This window comes from Streptomyces sp. NPDC017943 (assembly GCF_044328425.1).
Classification (GTDB): domain Bacteria; phylum Actinomycetota; class Actinomycetes; order Streptomycetales; family Streptomycetaceae; genus Streptomyces; species Streptomyces djakartensis_A.
This window is the reverse complement of record NZ_JBIRHH010000001.1, coordinates 917,027-934,074: the sequence shown is the minus strand read 5'-3', so window position 1 is coordinate 934,074 and position 17,048 is coordinate 917,027. Positions and strand designations below refer to the sequence as shown.

13 protein-coding genes are annotated in these 17,048 nt (G+C 73.4%); 11 read left to right on the top strand and 2 right to left on the bottom strand.

Translation table 11 applies throughout. The annotated features are described in order from the left end of the window. Nucleotides 1–34 precede the first annotated feature (34 nt). Together ACH4C6_RS04130 and ACH4C6_RS04125 are read left to right on the top strand one after the other, a co-directional pair. Nucleotides 35–1,039: an NADP-dependent oxidoreductase gene (locus tag ACH4C6_RS04130; protein ID WP_398106951.1), complete on the top strand. Its 1,005-nt coding sequence runs from the start codon at nt 35–37 to the stop codon at nt 1,037–1,039. A 119-nt stretch (nt 1,040–1,158) separates the two neighbouring features. Then, nucleotides 1,159–2,217 (top strand): ScbA/BarX family gamma-butyrolactone biosynthesis protein, encoded by a 1,059-nt coding sequence (locus tag ACH4C6_RS04125; RefSeq protein WP_398106950.1) that lies wholly within the window; start codon nt 1,159–1,161, stop codon nt 2,215–2,217. Nucleotides 2,218–2,227: 10 nt separating this feature from the next. On the opposite strand, the gene ACH4C6_RS04120 is transcribed toward ACH4C6_RS04125, so the two are convergent. Together ACH4C6_RS04120 and ACH4C6_RS04115 are read right to left on the bottom strand one after the other, a co-directional pair. After that, complete coding sequence (locus ACH4C6_RS04120) at nt 2,228–3,799, bottom strand: serine/threonine protein kinase (protein WP_398106949.1); 1,572 nt, start codon at nt 3,797–3,799, stop codon at nt 2,228–2,230. 304 nt (nt 3,800–4,103) lie between these two features. Continuing rightward, the gene (locus ACH4C6_RS04115; RefSeq protein ID WP_398106948.1) at nt 4,104–4,682 is read right to left on the bottom strand and encodes a hypothetical protein; all 579 of its coding nucleotides are present in this window, start codon (nt 4,680–4,682) and stop codon (nt 4,104–4,106) included. 277 nt (nt 4,683–4,959) lie between these two features. Here ACH4C6_RS04115 and ACH4C6_RS04110 point away from each other — a divergent pair, with 277 nt between their 5' ends. From ACH4C6_RS04110 to ACH4C6_RS04070, 9 genes are all read left to right on the top strand, one after another. Further along, nucleotides 4,960–5,814 (top strand): bifunctional methylenetetrahydrofolate dehydrogenase/methenyltetrahydrofolate cyclohydrolase, encoded by an 855-nt coding sequence (locus ACH4C6_RS04110; protein WP_369196058.1) that lies wholly within the window; start codon nt 4,960–4,962, stop codon nt 5,812–5,814. Continuing rightward, the gene (locus ACH4C6_RS04105; RefSeq protein WP_398106947.1) at nt 5,804–6,295 is read left to right on the top strand and encodes a DUF3017 domain-containing protein; all 492 of its coding nucleotides are present in this window, start codon (nt 5,804–5,806) and stop codon (nt 6,293–6,295) included. The genes ACH4C6_RS04110 and ACH4C6_RS04105 overlap by 11 nt, the downstream gene beginning before the upstream one ends. 393 nt (nt 6,296–6,688) lie before the next feature. Then, the gene (locus ACH4C6_RS04100; RefSeq protein ID WP_398106946.1) at nt 6,689–7,927 is read left to right on the top strand and encodes a DUF2690 domain-containing protein; all 1,239 of its coding nucleotides are present in this window, start codon (nt 6,689–6,691) and stop codon (nt 7,925–7,927) included. 582 nt (nt 7,928–8,509) lie between these two features. Continuing rightward, complete coding sequence (locus ACH4C6_RS04095; RefSeq protein ID WP_398106945.1) at nt 8,510–9,499, top strand: malate dehydrogenase; 990 nt, start codon at nt 8,510–8,512, stop codon at nt 9,497–9,499. Between the two features lie 276 nt (nt 9,500–9,775). Then, nucleotides 9,776–11,296, top strand: coding sequence for an aldehyde dehydrogenase family protein (locus ACH4C6_RS04090; RefSeq protein ID WP_398106944.1), 1,521 nt, complete (start codon nt 9,776–9,778; stop codon nt 11,294–11,296). A 208-nt stretch (nt 11,297–11,504) separates the two neighbouring features. After that, complete coding sequence (locus ACH4C6_RS04085) at nt 11,505–13,037, top strand: GMC family oxidoreductase (protein WP_398106943.1); 1,533 nt, start codon at nt 11,505–11,507, stop codon at nt 13,035–13,037. Next, nucleotides 13,034–14,140 carry a glycine betaine/L-proline ABC transporter ATP-binding protein gene (locus tag ACH4C6_RS04080; protein WP_398106942.1) on the top strand — a complete coding sequence of 369 codons (1,107 nt, stop codon included), beginning with the start codon at nt 13,034–13,036 and terminating at the stop codon, nt 14,138–14,140. Before ACH4C6_RS04085 ends, ACH4C6_RS04080 begins: the two co-directional genes overlap by 4 nt. Further along, nucleotides 14,140–16,089 carry an ABC transporter permease gene (locus tag ACH4C6_RS04075; protein ID WP_398106941.1) on the top strand — a complete coding sequence of 650 codons (1,950 nt, stop codon included), beginning with the start codon at nt 14,140–14,142 and terminating at the stop codon, nt 16,087–16,089. Before ACH4C6_RS04080 ends, ACH4C6_RS04075 begins: the two co-directional genes overlap by 1 nt. A 1-nt stretch (nt 16,090) precedes the next feature. Next, nucleotides 16,091–17,047 (top strand): ABC transporter substrate-binding protein, encoded by a 957-nt coding sequence (locus ACH4C6_RS04070; RefSeq protein WP_398106940.1) that lies wholly within the window; start codon nt 16,091–16,093, stop codon nt 17,045–17,047. The last annotated feature ends 1 nt before the right edge of the window (nt 17,048 follow it).

The following is a 17,048-nucleotide window of genomic DNA, read 5'->3' as shown; positions in this document are numbered from 1 at the left end:
CGGCCTCATCGGCCCCTGAAGAAGGTGCTCCACCATGCGTGCAGTCGGAATCCTGGAACACGGCGCGCCCGACGTGCTCGAGGTCATCGACCGGGCCATCCCCGACCCGGGCCCCGGAGAGCTGCGTCTGCGAGTGGCCGCCGCAGCCGTCAACCCCACCGACCTCATGCTCCGCTCGGGTGAGCTGGCGGCCTACGTGGCCCCCTTCGAGCCCCCGTACGTCCCCGGCATGGACGTCTCCGGCACCGTCGACGCCGCGGGGGCCGGCACGCTGTTCGCCCTGGGCGACCATGTCATGGCCTTCGTCGACCCGTTCCGCCCGCAGGGCGGCGCCCAGGCGGAGTACGTGGTCGTCTCCGCGGCGGACACGGTCCTGGTCCCGCCGGGTCTGGACCTCGTCCGGGCGGCCGGGCTGCCGATGAACGCGCTCACCGCCCATCAGGCGCTCGCCCTGCTGGGACTCCGGTCCGGCTCGACCCTGGCCGTCACCGGCGGGGCGGGCGCCCTGGGCGGCTTCGTGATCCAGCTGGCCGTGCACCGCGGGCTGCGGGTGGTGGCCGAGGCCGCCGAGAAGGACGAGCCGCTGCTCAAGGAGCTCGGTGCGGAGATCGTCGTGCCCCGCGACGCGGGACCGGCGGCCCCGCGGCCCCAGGCGCCGGTGAGCCCGGCCGCGCTCGCCGAGCGCTACCGCCGTGCCGTGCCCCAGGGCGTGGACGCACTCGTGGACGCGGCCGTCCTGGGCGAACCGGTCCTCGACGTAGTCCGGGACCGCGGTGCGGTGGTGACCTGCCGGCCGGGCGCACTGCACCTGCCCCGCGGGATCGTGCGTCACGAGCTCAACGTGATGGCCTACCCGGACAAGGCCGGGGCGCTCACCGAACTCGCCGCACTCGCCTGCGAGGGGGTGCTCTCGGTCCGCACCGACTCGCTGCTCGCCCCGTCGGCCGTGCCCGAGGCCCACCGGCGACTCGCCGCGGGCGGGGTACGAGGACGCCAGCTCGTCGTCTTCGACGGACGGCACGACGTCCCCGCCCGCTGAGCGGCTCTCCCCACCGGGGCGGCGGGACGGCCCCCGCCCCGGCCCGGCCCCGGCACCCGGTGTTACAGCGCCGGACGGCACTCCCCACGACACCGAACCCGCCCGAGGAGGCGACACCCATGGCAGACGGCGCCCTTTCCTTCGCACGGACCGTCGACCGCGCGCTCACCCACCGCGCCGCCGTCAGCGAATGCTTCCTGACCGACGCCGCGCGCACCGGCCGGCGCACGTTCCGGGTGGCGGCCCAACCGCCCCGTGCCCACCTGTACTACAGCGACCACGTCAGGGACGCGTCGCCGCACGCGTACTACGACCCGCTGCTCGTGCTGGAGATCTTCCGGCAGGCGTGCATCCTCGCCTCGCACGAGTACCTCGCGGCGCCGGCCGACAGCAGCTTCGTCTTCGACCGGGGCACCCTGGAGATCCTCGACCTGGACGCGCTGCGCATCGGCGACGCGCCCGCCTCCGTGACCGTGGACGGCGAGTTCACGGAGGTCCGGGAGCGGGCCGGGCGGCCGTGCGGCACCGTCGTGGAGGTGCGGGCGTCGGTCGACGGCACGGCCGCGGCGGCCATGCGGCTCGACTTCCGCTGGATACCGCGACCGGCCATGCGGCGGCTGCGCACCCGGACCCGCTCCGCCCTCGACCTGAGCCCGGCGCGCGCTCACCCGCTCGCCAACCGCCGGGCACCGGCGCAGGTCGGCCGCGAGCTGTCCGCCAACGTCGTCCTGGGCCGGGTCACCGTCGCGCCCGGCGCGGAGGTGGTGGCACAGGTGGTCGTCGACCGCGACCACCCCGCGCTGTTCGACCACCCCGTGGACCACATCCCGGGCGCGGTGATGTTCGAGGCGCTCCGGCAGACGGCGACCACGGCCGTCCACGAGCTGTGGGACGGCGACGACCTGCCCCGGCACCCCGTCCTGACCGCCTGCGACGTGACGTTCCTGCGGTTCGGCGAGTTCGAGCTGCCCACCCACTGCCGTGCCCGCGTGGCCGAGGGGCCCGGGGGCCGTCCGGTCGTCGACCTGGTCGTCGAGCAGGAGGGCGACGTCCTGGCGACGGCGCGGGTGACCCTCGACGCTGGGACCGCCGTCCGCCGGGAGGAGCGGCGCGACGCCGCGGTGGTGAGCAGTGTGGTGCCGCCGGAGCCCCGCCCGAGGCTCGTGCCCGCGGCCTGAGCCCCGCGGGTCACCGGCTGCGCGGCGGGGCGTACTCCTCCAGGTAGCGGGCGACGCGCGCCGCGTAGGCGCGCTGGTCCGGGGGGACGCCGCCCGCCTTGTTCAGCGTTCCGTACGACGTCCGGTAGGCAGCGGCGACCAGGACCCGGCGGTCGCCGGGCAGGTCGTCGCTGAGGCGCGGCGCGATCCAGCACAGGTAGCGGCCCATCGCCGGGATGGACTCGGCCGGGGGGAACGGCGGCCGCGGCACGGTCTCGTTGGGGGTGCCGTCCTCGTTCATCCACCAGCGCAGCACCCGCGGGGTCCAGCGGGCGATGCCGTACTCGTCGCGGTCCGGGTCGGCGAGGTCCGGGTCGAAGTCGCTCTCCACCTTCAGCATGGCGGCGAGCAGCACCGGGCTGACCTCCTCCTGGTCGCAGTCGTGTGCCGTCTCCACGATCAGCAGCCGGTAGGCGGGCGGGATGCCCCGGTCGGTGCGCAGTTCCGGGGCCCCGTACGTGGCGGCGGCGACGTGGGCGCCCGCGCCGGATCCGCTGCCGCCCGGTGTGCCGTCCGCCCAGAGGCCGATGCCGTAGGCCAGGGCCGCGAGGGCGCAGACGGCGGCGGCCGCGGCCGCCGTGATCCACGCGCGCGCCGGGCGCCGGGCGGGGCGGCGCGGCAGGAACGGGCGGAGTGCGGGGAACGGGTGGTGCCCGGCGCCGGCGGCCGCGCGGGCCGACCGCAGCAGCGCCGGGGTGGCGATGCGGTCGCGGTGGGTGCGGGTCAGGCAGGCGGTGATGATCCGCCGCCAGGCCTCGGGCAGTTCGGGCGACAGGCGCAGCGCCTCGGTGCCGCGGGCGTAGGCGGCCGCGGCGTCGCGGCGGGCGGCCGGGGTGGCGCCGGGCAGCGGGTAGGAGCCGGTGAGCACCAGGTGCGCCAGGACGCCGAAGGCCCACACGTCGGCGGAGGGGCGGATGCGGCGGCCGCGTTCGCCGATCTCCGTCCACAGCAGTTCCGGCGGGGTGTAGTCGGGAGTGGAGAAGGCCGGGGTGTACGCGTGCGTCCCCTCCAGCTCGGCGGCCATGTTGAAGTCGGCGAGCCGCACCGAACCGTCCGCCATCAGCAGCACGTTGGCCGGCTTCAGGTCGCCGTGCACCCATCCCGCCGCGTGCAGCTGGACCAGGCCCTCGCAGATCTGCGCGAGCAGCGCGGGTCCGGCGGAGGGCCGCGCGGCGCCGGCGAGCAGGGCGGACAGGGAGCCCTCGGCCCGTTCCAGGACGAGGACGGTGGCGCCGTCCAGGTGCGGGCGGCCCGGGTCGTCGACGGTCAGCGTCTGGTACATCCGCACCAGACGCGGCCGTCTCAACCGCCGGTACAGGGCGACCTCCCGCTCGGCCAGCTCCCTGAGGTGCGTCAGCCGGCGGGGCGTGGCCGTGCCGGTGGGCAGGAACTTCAGGGCGGCCGTGGCCGGCAGTTCGGCGCCGTCCCCGAGGCGGCGGGCGGCGTACACACTGCCGAAGGCGCCGGTCGCCAGCGGCTCGCGCACCTCCCAGACGCCGACCCGGTACCCCTTCGGGACGGACACGGCGTAGGGCTCGGTCACCGGGTCACCCGGGCCGGGCCGTACCGCCGGTGCCGGAGGGCCGGACGGAGGGGGTGGGCAACGTTGTCGGGCGCGCGGCCGCCGGGGGTCTTCGTGCGGGGCGCGCATGCGGTCCGGGTGCGGTCTCGCTCGTCCTCCGTGGTCGGCGGAGGTACCACGACGATGCTGAACAAGGTGTCTCCCCGTGCCTGAACGGCTGCACCGTCAGACTAGGGCGACGCACCAGGGCCGTGCCCCCCTCGTACGGGTGAGACACGGCCCTTGGATGTGATTGGCGTGAAGTGGTCCGCCCGACCGGATCCGCTCAGTAACGGGGGCGGTTGAACCAGGCCTTGCCGGCCGCGTTGCCGACGAACACGGCGACGAGGACGGCCAGGATCGTGTGGACCAGGCCGACGATGACGAACGGGTAGATGCCGAGGACCGCCGTGATGATGGCGAACACCAGGATGGTGACGCGGGCGCCGTTGCCGCCGTTCTTGAACTTCGTGGCCAGTACGGCCGCGAACACCAGCCAGGCCAGGCCGAACACCACATAGCCCCAGATCAGGCCGGTCGAGTCACCGACCAGGTCCTGGAAGGCGGTGTTGTCCTTGAGGGACTCGTCGTCCTTCGCGGCGTTGAGAGCCGCGGCGCCGAAGGCGAAGAGGGCCACACCGATGACCTGCAGACCGACGATGACCCACAGCATCACGCGGGCCGCGCCGACCGAGCCCGGCATCGTCGTGGGGGCTGCGGGGCCGCCGTAGGGGGAGACCGGAGGGGCCTGCGGGTAGCCGTAGCCGGGCGCCTGTCCCTGCTGCTGCGGGTAGCCGTAACCGGGCTGCTGCGGCTGCTGGCCCTGGGGGGCGCCGTAGGGGTTGTTCGGGTCGCCGTAGCTCATGGCGGGCTTTCCTCCGTTGGTTTCCGAGTGCGGGGACGGCGCGCGACATCCCGCACGGAGGAAAGTTCTGCAGTTGCGACCGTCCCCCCGTTGAGCTGCCCGCAGCACTTGTCAGCTCATCGTTCTGCACCGCGCACGGGCTTGTCCAGCCGCGTTCCCGATGTGTTGTGCAAGTGCAACATCGCCGATCATGTGCGGATACGGCGGGACGGGCGGCCCGGTGCCCGGATCGCGGGCGGATTGGAACCGCGGGCGGGTCATCCGCGAGGATGGGGGCATGACCGCCCAGATTCTCGATGGCAAGGCCACCGCAGCCGCGATCAAGTCCGATCTGACCGCCCGCGTGGCGGCGCTGAAGGAGAAGGGCGTCACGCCCGGCCTCGGCACGATCCTCGTCGGGGACGACCCCGGCAGCCAGAAGTACGTCGCCGGCAAGCACCGCGACTGCGCCCAGGTCGGCATCGCCTCCATCCAGCGCGAGCTGCCCGCCACCGCCACGCAGGAGGAGATCGAGGCGGTCGTCCGCGAACTGAACGAGGACCCGGCCTGCACCGGGTACATCGTGCAACTGCCGCTGCCCCGCGGCATCGACGAGAACCGCATCCTCGAACTCATGGACCCGGACAAGGACGCGGACGGCCTGCACCCGATGAACCTCGGGCGGCTCGTCCTCAACGAGCCCGCGCCGCTGCCCTGCACGCCGAACGGCGTGCTGACCCTGCTGCGCCGGTACGGGGTGGAGATCAAGGGCGCCGAGGTCGTGGTCGTCGGGCGCGGCGTCACCATCGGCCGCCCCATGCCGCTGCTGCTGACCCGCCGCAGCGAGAACGCCACCGTGACCCAGTGCCACACCGGCACGCGCGACCTGTCGGCCCACCTGCGGCGCGCGGACATCATCGTCGCCGCCGCCGGTTCCGCCCACCTGATCCGCGCCGAGGACGTCAAGCCGGGCGCGGCCGTCCTCGACGTCGGCGTCTCGCGCAGCGCCGAGGGCAAGATCGTGGGCGACGTCCACCCCGACGTGGCCGAGGTCGCCGGCTTCATCTCGCCGAACCCCGGCGGGGTCGGCCCGATGACCCGCGCGCAGCTGCTCGTCAACGTGGTCGAGGCGGCGGAGCGCAGTGTCGGCTGAGCACCCCGCCCCCGGCGAGCAGGACTCCGCGGAGGAGATCACCGTCCGCGACCCCGTCAGCGCGCCCGACGCCGAGGGCCGGCCGCGACGGGTCACCCGGCGGTTCCCGCTGTTCACCCGGGACACCGCGCGGCCCGAGGGCGGTGGCCGGGCGGCGCCCGGGGACGCGCCGGCGCCGGCCCGGCAGTGGCCGCTGCTCGCCGTCCTGGGGCTGGCCGGGGCCGGCCTGCTGGTGACCGCGTTCGACCAGTTCCGGCTCGGGACGCTCCTGATCGGTGTCGCGCTGCTGGGCGGCGGGGCGCTGCGCTGGCTGCTGCCCGGCGTGGGCATGCTCGCGGTCCGCTCCCGCTTCACGGACATCGCCACCTACGGCGTGCTGGGCGCGGTGATCGTCCTGCTGGCGCTGATGGTCCAGCCGAACCCGTGGCTGCAGATCCCCTTCCTCAAGGACACCCTGCACTTCACCGTCACCAGCGGGTGACCTGAGCGGCGGCCCGTCCTCTCCCCCGAGGAAGGACGGGCCGCCGCCGTACGAACAATCTCCTGCACGGCGAACGGCCTGTTCAACGGCTGTCAGAGCGCTGTGGCACGGAAGTGACGGTTCCGGTACGTCCGGCGTCCGATTCTGCACGAAGTGGTGTGACACCGGTTCGGGCGTGGACGATCGGGACGGCTCGGCGTCTTTCTGCGCGCGGTATCCGCGCTCCTGTGCGCCCCGGAGCCGGGAACTGAGATCCTGCGTGGGCGCATCCCAGTGGGTAGCCACACCGGGACTCGGCCAGGGCCGCCGCGCGCGGGGGGCGCGCGCAGGGCGCGGGGAAACATCAGCACGACCGGGGGGAAGAGGGGGGACGCAATGCCTCGTTGGAAGGCCTTGCCCGATGAGCTCGATCCGCAGATCAGGGAGTTCACCAGCCAGTTGCGCAGGCTCGTGGACCGCAGCGGGCTGAGCATCGCGTCGGTGGCGGACCGCACGGGCTACAGCAAGACGTCCTGGGAGCGTTATCTGAACGGCCGGCTGCTCGCGCCGAAGGGCGCCGTCGTGGCCTTGGCCGAGGTCACCGGCACCAATCCGCTGCACCTGACCACCATGTGGGAGCTCGCCGAACGCGCCTGGAGCCGCTCGGAGATGCGGCACGACATGACGATGGAGGCCATACGGATCTCCCAGGCGCGCGCGGCGCTGGGGGAGTTCGGCGGGCAGGACTTCGGCGACGCCGCGCGCGCGTCGGGTGGCGGTGCGGCGGCCTCCCCGGGCGGCCGGCCCGCCCGCCGCGGCGGCAGCGCCACGGTCACGCCGGGGATCGCGGGTCCCGCCGGGGTCGCGCCGAGCGTGCCGGTGCAGCCCACCGCGCCCGAGGTGCAGGACTCCACCGGCAGCGCTCCGCGCGAGGGCGGCCGGGGCGGGGCGGGCGACGTCAACTCCTGGGGGCTGGCCGGGTACAAGGGCCCGTCGCCGGTCGGCCGCCCGGCGGGCGCCGGTGACGGCACGGGCGGCCGGCCCGGCTCCGGCCCCGCGAGCCCCGCCACGCCCTCCGGCGACCGCTCCCGTCCGGCCGACGCCGGCGCGTCCGGTGAACCCCCGCAGGACGCCGTCCCCGCCGGGGCCGCACCGGCCGCCGGCAGGCGCCGGACCGCGACCTTCGTCGCGGCCGCCGTGGGTGTGCTCGTGGTGATCGCCGGCGCCTTCTACCTGACCGGGGGCGGAGGGGACGACGAGGCGCGCGAGGGCGGCGCGTCGCCGTCCCCGACCGCCACGGCCAAGGTGCAGCTGCCGCCCGGCGTGAAGTGCAGCGGCGACAGCTGCGTGGGCAAGGACGCGGAGAACATGGGGTGCAGCGGCGACCTGGTCACCACGGCCACGACCGCGACCGTCGGCACGACCGTCGTGGAGGTCCGCTACAGCGAGACCTGCAAGGCGGCCTGGGGCCGGATCACCGGGGCCGCGCAGGGCGACGAGGTCAAGATCAGCGCGGGCGGGAGGAAGCAGTCCGGGAGCATCACCGCGACCGGCGACACCATCGCGTACACCCCGATGGTGCCGGTGCGGAGCGCCGCCGACGCCAAGGCGTGCGCGACCCTGGCGGCGGGCGGCCGGGGCTGCACGAAGTAGACGCGGGGAGCGCGTTCGGGCCCGGGTCTCGGAGGTGAAGCGCGGGAAGTGCGTTCGGGTCCGGGTCCCGGTGGTGGAGCGCGGGGGAGTGCGTCCGGGCCCGGGTCCCGGAGGTGACGCGCGGGAAAGTGCGTCCGGGCCCCAGTCGTGGTGGTGGCGCGCGGGGGAGCGCGTCCGGGTCCCCATCCCGAAGCGGACGCGCGGGAGAGTGCGTTCGGGCCCGGGTCCCGGAGGTGAGGCGCGGGGGAGCGCGGCCGGGCCCCGGGCAGGGAAGTGGCCGGAAATGCGCCCGGGGCGGGCATGGACCGGGCGGATCGGGGCAGGCGGACCGTACCCCCACGGGAGTCCGGCTCGGTCGGTTCCCCCTCATGCGGCCGCCTTCGTCCTCCTCTCCCGGACGGGCGGCCGCTTCCCGTGCGGGCCGGGGGAGGGGTTGTGGGCCGGGCCACACCGACCCGGCGGCCCGGGATCCCGGGAGCGCGATAGCCTGACCGCTGGTCGGATCTCTTGACGCCAAGAGATCGATCACATGTCCGGGGCAGGGACCCCGCCCCTACCGCCAGCTGTCATACGGAGAACGCCATGACCCGCACTCCCGTGAACGTCACCGTCACCGGCGCGGCCGGCCAGATCGGTTACGCCCTGCTCTTCCGCATCGCCTCCGGTCAGCTGCTCGGCGCGGACGTGCCGGTGAAGCTGCGCCTCCTCGAGATCACGCCGGCGCTGAAGGCGGCCGAGGGCACGGCCATGGAGCTGGACGACTGCGCGTTCCCGCTCCTCCAGGGCATCGAGATCACCGACGACCCCAACGTCGCCTTCGACGGCACCAACGTCGGCCTGCTCGTCGGCGCCCGCCCCCGCACCAAGGGCATGGAGCGCGGCGACCTGCTGGAGGCCAACGGCGGCATCTTCAAGCCGCAGGGCAAGGCCATCAACGACCACGCCGCGGACGACGTGCGGATCCTGGTCGTCGGCAACCCGGCCAACACCAACGCCCTCATCGCCCAGGCCGCCGCGCCGGACGTCCCGGCCGAGCGGTTCACGGCCATGACCCGCCTGGACCACAACCGCGCCCTGACGCAGCTGTCGAAGAAGACCGGCACCCCGGTCTCCGAGATCAGGAAGCTGACGATCTGGGGCAACCACTCCGCCACGCAGTACCCGGACATCTTCCACGCGACGGTCGCCGGCAAGAACGCCGCCGAGGTCGTCAACGACGAGAAGTGGCTGGCCGAGGACTTCATCCCGACGGTCGCCAAGCGTGGTGCCGCCATCATCGAGGCCCGCGGCGCCTCCTCGGCCGCCTCCGCCGCCAACGCCGCCATCGACCACGTCTACTCGTGGGTCAACGGCACCGCCGAGGGCGACTGGGTCTCCATGGGCATCCCGTCGGACGGCTCCTACGGCGTCCCGGAGGGCCTGATCTCCTCCTTCCCCGTCACCTGCAAGGACGGCAAGTACGAGATCGTCCAGGGCCTGGACATCAACGAGTTCTCGCGCACCCGCATCGACGCCTCCGTCAAGGAGCTCGAGGAGGAGCGCGAGGCGGTCCGCGCCCTCGGCCTCATCTGACGCCCCGGCCCACCCGGGCCGACCGCTTCCTGCGCGCAGGCCCCGCACCGGTTCCCGGTGCGGGGCCTGCGCGCGTTCCCGTTCCTTTCCGGCCACACCCGGGTGCAGGCGATCGCCGGACGTTATGCCCTGGTTTGCCCACATCTCCCGTGACACAGCGCACTTTCGGTCGCGCAGGCGCATGCAATCGAGGGAGTCGGGCAGGCGAACTCGGTCCCTTAGTGACACGTATGTGACACAGGGGCGCTGATCAGGAACGGAAGGCGAAGAGCGATCATGGCGGAAAGTACCGAACTTCAGGCGCGCGAAACCATCCATGCGGGAGGAGAGTGGCGGGCCGCCCTCTCCGGGGCCACGCGCGCGATCATCGACCCCGCGGACGCCGTGCCCTTCGCCCTCGTCGCGGAGGGGGACGAGACGGACGCCGACCTGGCCGTCGCCGCGGCGAGGCAGGCGTTCGACGAGGGCACGTGGCCGCGCACCCCCGTCGCCGAGCGTGCCGCGCTGCTGCGCCGCGTCGCCGACCTCCTCGTGCGCGACCGCGACGAACTCGGGCGGCTGGAGGCCCAGGACGCGGGCAAGACCGTCGAGGAGGGCCGCGTCGACATCGACTGCGTCGCCGACGCCTTCCGCTACTTCGCCGACCTGGTGGCGGGCGAGGCCCCGGGCCGGGTCGTGGACGCCGGCTCGCCGGACGTCCACAGCGTCGTCGTGCACGAGCCGGTCGGCGTCTGCGCGATGATCACGCCCTGGAACTACCCGCTGCTCCAGGCCAGTTGGAAGATCGCCCCGGCCCTCGCCGCCGGCAACACCTTCGTCGTCAAGCCCAGCGAGATCACGCCGATGACCACCGTCGCGCTGATCGGCCTGCTCGTCGAGGCCGGACTGCCCGCCGGTGTCGCCAACCTTGTGACCGGGCCCGGCCATTCGGTCGGCGCGCGCCTGTCCGAGCACCCCGACGTCGACCTGATCTCCTTCACCGGCGGACTGGTCAGCGGCACCAAGGTCGCCCAGGCCGCCGCACCCACCGTGAAGAAGGTCGCCCTCGAACTCGGCGGCAAGAACCCCAACGTCGTCTTCGCCGACGCCTGCGCCACCGAGGAGGGCTTCGACACCGCCGTCGACCAGGCCCTCAACGCCGCCTTCATCCACAGCGGCCAGGTCTGCTCGGCCGGTGCCCGCCTCATCGTCGAGGAGTCCGTGCGCGAGCGGTTCGTCGCCGAACTGGCCCGCCGCGCCGGGAGGATCCGTCTCGGCCGCGGCACCGGCGACGGCGTGGAATGCGGCCCGCTCGTCTCCGAGCAGCAGCGCGCCAAGGTCGAGGCGTACGTCGCCTCCGCCCTCGAGGAGGGCGCGGTGCTGCGCTGCGGCGGCAAGCGCCCCGAACCGTCCCCCGAGCGCCCGGAGAACGGCTACTTCTACGAGCCGACCGTCCTCGACCACTGCCACCGCGAGATGCGCGTCGTGCGCGAGGAGGTCTTCGGGCCGGTCCTCACCGTCGAGACCTTCCGCACCGAGGACGAGGCCGTCGCGCTGGCCAACGACACCGAGTACGGGCTCGCGGGCGGCGTCTGGACCGCCGACCCGGGCCGGGCCCGCCGCGTCGCCGGCCGGCTGCGCCACGGCACCATCTGGATCAACGACTTCCACCCCTACCTGCCGCAGGCGGAGTGGGGCGGCTTCGGCAAGAGCGGCGTGGGCCGCGAACTGGGCCCGGCCGGGCTCGCCGAGTACCGAGAGACCAAGCACGTCTACCAGAACCTCGCGCCCAAGCCGGTGCGCTGGTTCGCCGGCTGAGCGGACCGGCGCACCCGCGCCCCGCCGGCCTGTCCCGACCCGACGTCCTTCCGCTCCGGTGCCCCCACGAGACCGGCGGCCCGGCGAACGGCGGCCCCCCGAGCGGCAGTCCCCCTCACGGACGGCCCCGCGAACGACGGCTCACACGGCTCCGCACCCTGTCCCCCGACGAGCACACTCGTCCCGGCTCTCCTGGAGTACCACCCTCATGTCCGACCACACCCATGAATTCGACTACGTCGTCATAGGCGGCGGAACAGCAGGTTCCGTGATCGCCTCCCGACTCACCGAGAACCCCGACGTCACCGTCGCCGTCATCGAGGGCGGACCCAGCGACGTCGGCCGCGACGACGTGCTGACCCTGCGCCGCTGGATGGGCCTGCTGGGCGGTGAACTCGACTACGACTACCCGACCACCGAACAGCCCCGCGGCAACTCGCACATCCGGCACAGCCGCGCCCGCGTCCTGGGCGGCTGCTCCTCCCACAACACCCTGATCGCCTTCAAGCCGCTGCCCGCCGACTGGGACGAGTGGGAGGCCGCCGGCGCCGAGGGCTGGGGCGCGGTGCAGATGGAGGCCTACTTCGCCCGGCTGCTCAACAACATCGTCCCGGTCGACGAGAAGGACCGGAACGCCATCGCCCGCGACTTCGTCGACGCGGCCCAGGAGGCACTCGGCGTCCCGAGGGTGGAGGGCTTCAACAAGAAGCCGTTCACCGAGGGCGTCGGCTTCTTCGACCTCGCCTACCACCCCGAGAACAACAAGCGGTCCTCCGCGTCGGTGGCCTACCTCCACCCGGTGATGGACGAGCGGCCCAACCTGACGCTCCTGCTGGAGACCTGGGCGTACAAGCTCCAGCTGGACGGCAACCGCGCCGAGGGCGTGCACGTGCGCACCAAGGACGGCGAGGAGATCCTCGTCAAGGCGCGCAACGAGGTGCTGCTGTGCGCCGGGGCCGTCGACTCGCCCCGGCTGCTGATGCACTCCGGCATCGGCCCCAAGGCCGACCTGGAGAAGCTCGGCATCCCCGTCACGCACGACCTGCCGGGCGTCGGCGAGAACCTGCTCGACCACCCCGAGTCGGTCATCGTCTGGGAGACGAACGGCCCCCTCCCGGAGAACTCCGCGATGGACTCCGACGCGGGCCTGTTCGTGCGGCGCGACCCCGAACTCCCGCACCCGGACCTGATGTTCCACTTCTACCAGATCCCCTTCACCGACAACCCGGAGCGACTGGGCTACCGGCGGCCCGAGTTCGGCGTCTCCATGACCCCGAACATCCCCAAGCCGAAGAGCCGCGGACGCCTCTACCTCACCAGCGCCGACCCCGACGTCAAGCCCGCCCTGGACTTCCGCTACTTCACCGACGAGGACGACTACGACGGCCGCACCCTCGTCGACGGCATCCGGATCGCCCGTGAGATAGCGAAGACCGAGCCGCTGGCCGGCTGGCTCAAGCGCGAGGTGGCCCCCGGCCCGGACGTCACCGGCGACGAGGAGCTCGGCGAGTACGCGCGCAAGGTCGCGCACACCGTCTACCACCCCGCCGGGACGTGCAGGATGGGCGCCGCAGACGACCAGCAGGCCGTCGTCGACCCCGAGCTGCGCGTGCGCGGCCTGGAGGGCATCCGCATCGCCGACGCCTCCGTCTTCCCCACCATGACCACCGTGAACCCCATGATCGGCGTGCTCATGGTCGGGGAGCGTGCCGCCGAGCTGATCGGTGGTGGTTCCCGATGACCGCGACCCTCGAACCCCCCACGGAGCAGACCATGGACACCACGCCCGTCTTCTCGGTGGAGGGACTGTGGAAGGTGTTCGGCCCGAAGGCCGAGCGCATCCCCGCCGACCCGGAACTCACCGCCCTCGACCCGGCCGAGCTGCGCTCGCGCACCGGCTGCACGGCCGCCGTCCGGGACGTCACCTTCGACGTGCGCAAGGGCGAGGTCTTCGTCGTCATGGGCCTGTCCGGCTCCGGCAAGTCCACCCTGGTGCGCTGCCTGACCCGGCTCATCGAGCCCACGGCCGGCACCATCGCCATCGACGGCGAGGACGTGCGCGCCATGGACCGCTCCCGGCTGCGCGAACTGCGGCGCCACCGCGCCGCCATGGTCTTCCAGCACTTCGGCCTGCTGCCGCACCGCACGGTCCTCGACAACGTCGCCTACGGCCTGGAGATCCAGGGCATGGGCAAGGCCGAGCGGCGCGAGCGGGCCGCCGAGGTCGTCGCCAAGGTCGGCCTGGAGGGCATGGAGCACCGCCGCCCCGGCCAGCTCTCCGGCGGCCAGCGGCAGCGCGTCGGCCTGGCCCGCGCCCTCGCCGTCGACCCCGAGGTCCTGCTGTTCGACGAGCCGTTCAGCGCGCTCGACCCGCTGATCCGGCGCGAGATGCAGGAGGAGGTGGTCCGGCTGCACCACGAGGAGGGCCGCACGATGGTCTTCATCACCCACGACCTCCAGGAGGCCCTCAAGCTCGGCGACCGCATCGCGCTCATGCGCGACGGCCGGGTCGTGCAGCTCGGCACCCCCGAGGAGATCGTCGGCGCGCCCGCCGACGACTACGTCCGCGAGTTCGTCCGCGACGTCCCGCGCGAGCAGGTCATGACCGTCCGCACCGCCATGCGCCGCCCCACGGCCGGCCAGGACGGCAGCGGTCCCGCGCTGCGGCCCGAGGCGACGGTCTCCGAGGCGATCGAGGCGGTCGCCCGCGCCGGTGCACCGGCGCGCGTCGTGGACCAGGGCCGCTGCGTCGGCGTGGTCGACTCCGACACGCTCCTCGGTGTGGTCGCCGGCACGGAGCAGCCCGCTCCACCGGGGACGGAGCAGCCCAAGGAGGCGGTGTGATGGCCACGCTCACCGCGAACCCGCCGCGCGCGGGCCTGCCCGGACTGCTGAAGAACCCGACCGTGCGCAAGCTCCTGCTGCTCGCGGTCGCCGCGGCCGTCCTCGTCCCGCTCGCGAACGCCCGCTGGGCGAGCGGCACCTGGCCGGGCGCCCTGACCGTCGACCTGTCCGAGCCGCTCGCCAGGACCAGCGACTGGATCATCGACAACCGCGACAGCCACCCGCTGTTCCTCTACTTCTTCGGCCACGTCAGCAACGTCGTCGTCCTCGCCGTCCGCGCCGTCTACCTCACCCTCCTCGCCGTCGGCTGGGCCGGGGTCACCGCCCTGGGCGCCCTCGTCGCCTGGCGGGTCGCCGGCGTGAGGCTGGCGCTCGGCACGGCCGTCGCCTTCCTCGCCTGCGGACTGCTCGGCATGTGGGTGCCGACCATGCAGACGCTCGCCCTGATGGTGGTCGCCGTCCTCGCCTCGATCGTCGTGGGCGTGCTGCTCGGGCTCGCCGCCGGGCTGTCCGACCGGATGGACCGCGTCCTGCGCCCGGTGCTGGACACCATGCAGGTGCTGCCCGCCTTCGCCTACCTGCTGCCCGTCGTCCTCGTCTTCGGCATCGGCGTCCCGGCGGCTGTCCTGGCCACCGTCGTCTACGCCGCCCCGCCCATGGCCCGGCTGACCTCGCTCGGACTGCGCGGCGCCGACAAGGAGGTGCTGGAGGCCGTCGAGTCGCTCGGCGCCACCGCCCGCCAGCGGCTGCTGACCGCGCGCATCCCGCTGGCCCGCAAGGAACTCCTCCTCGGCGTCAACCAGACGATCATGATGGCGCTGTCCATGGCCGTCATCGCGGCCGTCATCGGCGCGGGCGGTCTCGGTGACCGCGTCTACCAGGCCCTGGCCTCCGTCGACGTCGGTGCCGCGCTCGCCGCCGGCATCCCGATCGTGCTGCTGGCCGTCGTCCTGGACCGGGTCACCGGCGCGGCGGGGGAGAGGCTCGGCGCCGACCCCGAGCCGCACAGCGGACGCGGCTGGCTCTACGCCCTCGCCGGCGTCGTCGTCGTGGCGGTCGCCGGACGGCTCGCCGGCCGCCTCGACTGGCCCGACGCCTGGGTCGTCGGCATCGCCGAGCCCGTCAACCGCGCCGTCGACTGGATGACCGCCCACCTGTACTCCGGCGTCCCCGTCATCGGCGGCACCGCCGACTGGGCCGGCCACTTCACCACGTGGGTCCTGGACCCGATGCGCGACGGCCTGCAGTGGCTGCCCTGGTGGGCGGTCCTCCTCGCCGTCGCCGCCCTGGCCTGGGTCATCGGCACCTGGCGCACCGCCCTGACGGCCGTCCTCGCCATGGCCGCCATCGGCGTCCTCGGCGTGTGGAAGCCCTCCCTCGACACCCTCTCGCAGGTCCTCGCGGCCGTCGCCGTCACCCTCGTCGTCGGCTTCGCCGTCGGTATCGCCGCGGCGCGCAGCGACCGGCTGGAGCGCGCCCTGCGGCCCGTGCTGGACGTGTTCCAGACGATGCCGCAGTTCGTGTACCTCATCCCGGTCGTCGCCCTGTTCGGCGTCGGCCGCGCCCCGGCCGTCGCCGCCGCGATCGTCTACGCCCTGCCGGCCGTCGTCCGCATCACCACCCAGGGCCTGCGCCAGGTCGACCCCGCCGCCCTGGAGTCCTCCCGTTCGCTCGGCGCGACCAGCTGGCAGCAGCTGCGGCAGGTGCAGCTCCCGCTGGCCCGCCCGGCGCTGCTGCTCGCCGTCAACCAGGGCCTCGTCCTGGTCCTCGCCGTCGTCGTCATCGGCGGACTGGTCGGCGGCGGTGCCCTCGGCTACGACGTGGTCTTCGGCCTCGCCCAGGGCGACCTGGCGACCGGTCTGGTGGCCGGCGGCGCGATCGTCTGCCTCGGCCTGATGCTCGACCGGGTGACCCAGCCCACCGAACGCCGCGCGAGGAAGGGAGCCTGACATGCGCGTCCGTACCACTGCCGCGATCGCCGCGGTGAGTTCCCTGGCGCTGCTCACCGGCTGCGGTGCCGCCGACATGACCAAGCAGGCCTCGCCCTTCGCGGGCGCGCAGGGTGCCAGGACCGTGACCCTGTCCGTGCAGTCCTGGGTGGGCGCCCAGTCCAACGTGGCCGTCGCCCAGTACCTCCTGGAGCACGAGCTGGGCTACCGCGTCGACACCGTCCAGGTCGACGAGGTGCCCGCCTGGGACGCCCTCAGCCAGGGCCGCGTCGACGCGCTGCTGGAGGACTGGGGCCACCCCGAGCAGGAACAGCGCTACGTCAAGGACAAGAGGACGATCGCGCCCGGCGGCGAACTCGGCGTCACCGGCCACATCGGCTGGTTCGTCCCGACGTACCTCGCCGAGCAGCACCCGGACATCACGAACTGGAAGAACCTCGACAAGTACGCCGACCTCTTCCGCACCCCGGAGAGCGGCAGCAAGGGCCAGCTGATGGACGGCTCGCCGTCCTACGTCACCAACGACAAGGCGCTGGTGAAGAACCTGAAGCTGGACTACCAGGTGGTGTTCGCCGGCTCCGAGGCGGCGCAGATCACGCAGATGAAGCAGTTCGCCAAGGAGAAGAAGCCCTTCCTGACCTACTGGTACTCCCCGCAGTGGCTCTTCGAGAAGGTCCCGATGACCGAGGTGAAGTTGCCGCCGTACAAGGAGGGCTGCGACGCCGACCCGGAGAAGGTCGCCTGCGCCTATCCGCACACCCCGCTCCAGAAGTACCTCAACGCGGACTTCGCGAAGAAGGGCGGCAAGGCGGCGGCCTTCCTGAAGAAGTTCAGGTGGACGACCGAGGACCAGAACGAGGTCTCCCTGATGATCGCCGACAAGAAGATGTCCCCCGAGGACGCGGCGAAGAAGTGGGTGGACAGCCACGAGTCCACCTGGAGGAAGTGGCTGTCCTGAG

What these genes read in the sequence shown, in the direction of transcription:
- ACH4C6_RS04130 (WP_398106951.1), top strand. Translation starts at nt 35, where the DNA reads ATGCGTGCAGTCGGAATCCTGGAACACGGCGCGCCCGACGTGCTCGAG.
- ACH4C6_RS04085 (WP_398106943.1), top strand. Translation starts at nt 11,505, where the DNA reads ATGTCCGACCACACCCATGAATTCGACTACGTCGTCATAGGCGGCGGA.
- ACH4C6_RS04075 (WP_398106941.1), top strand. Translation starts at nt 14,140, where the DNA reads ATGGCCACGCTCACCGCGAACCCGCCGCGCGCGGGCCTGCCCGGACTG.
- ACH4C6_RS04090 (WP_398106944.1), top strand. Translation starts at nt 9,776, where the DNA reads ATGGCGGAAAGTACCGAACTTCAGGCGCGCGAAACCATCCATGCGGGA.
- ACH4C6_RS04070 (WP_398106940.1), top strand. Translation starts at nt 16,091, where the DNA reads ATGCGCGTCCGTACCACTGCCGCGATCGCCGCGGTGAGTTCCCTGGCG.
- ACH4C6_RS04095 (WP_398106945.1), top strand. Translation starts at nt 8,510, where the DNA reads ATGACCCGCACTCCCGTGAACGTCACCGTCACCGGCGCGGCCGGCCAG.
- ACH4C6_RS04115 (WP_398106948.1), bottom strand. Translation starts at nt 4,682, where the DNA reads ATGAGCTACGGCGACCCGAACAACCCCTACGGCGCCCCCCAGGGCCAG.
- ACH4C6_RS04125 (WP_398106950.1), top strand. Translation starts at nt 1,159, where the DNA reads ATGGCAGACGGCGCCCTTTCCTTCGCACGGACCGTCGACCGCGCGCTC.
- ACH4C6_RS04110 (WP_369196058.1), top strand. Translation starts at nt 4,960, where the DNA reads ATGACCGCCCAGATTCTCGATGGCAAGGCCACCGCAGCCGCGATCAAG.
- ACH4C6_RS04080 (WP_398106942.1), top strand. Translation starts at nt 13,034, where the DNA reads ATGACCGCGACCCTCGAACCCCCCACGGAGCAGACCATGGACACCACG.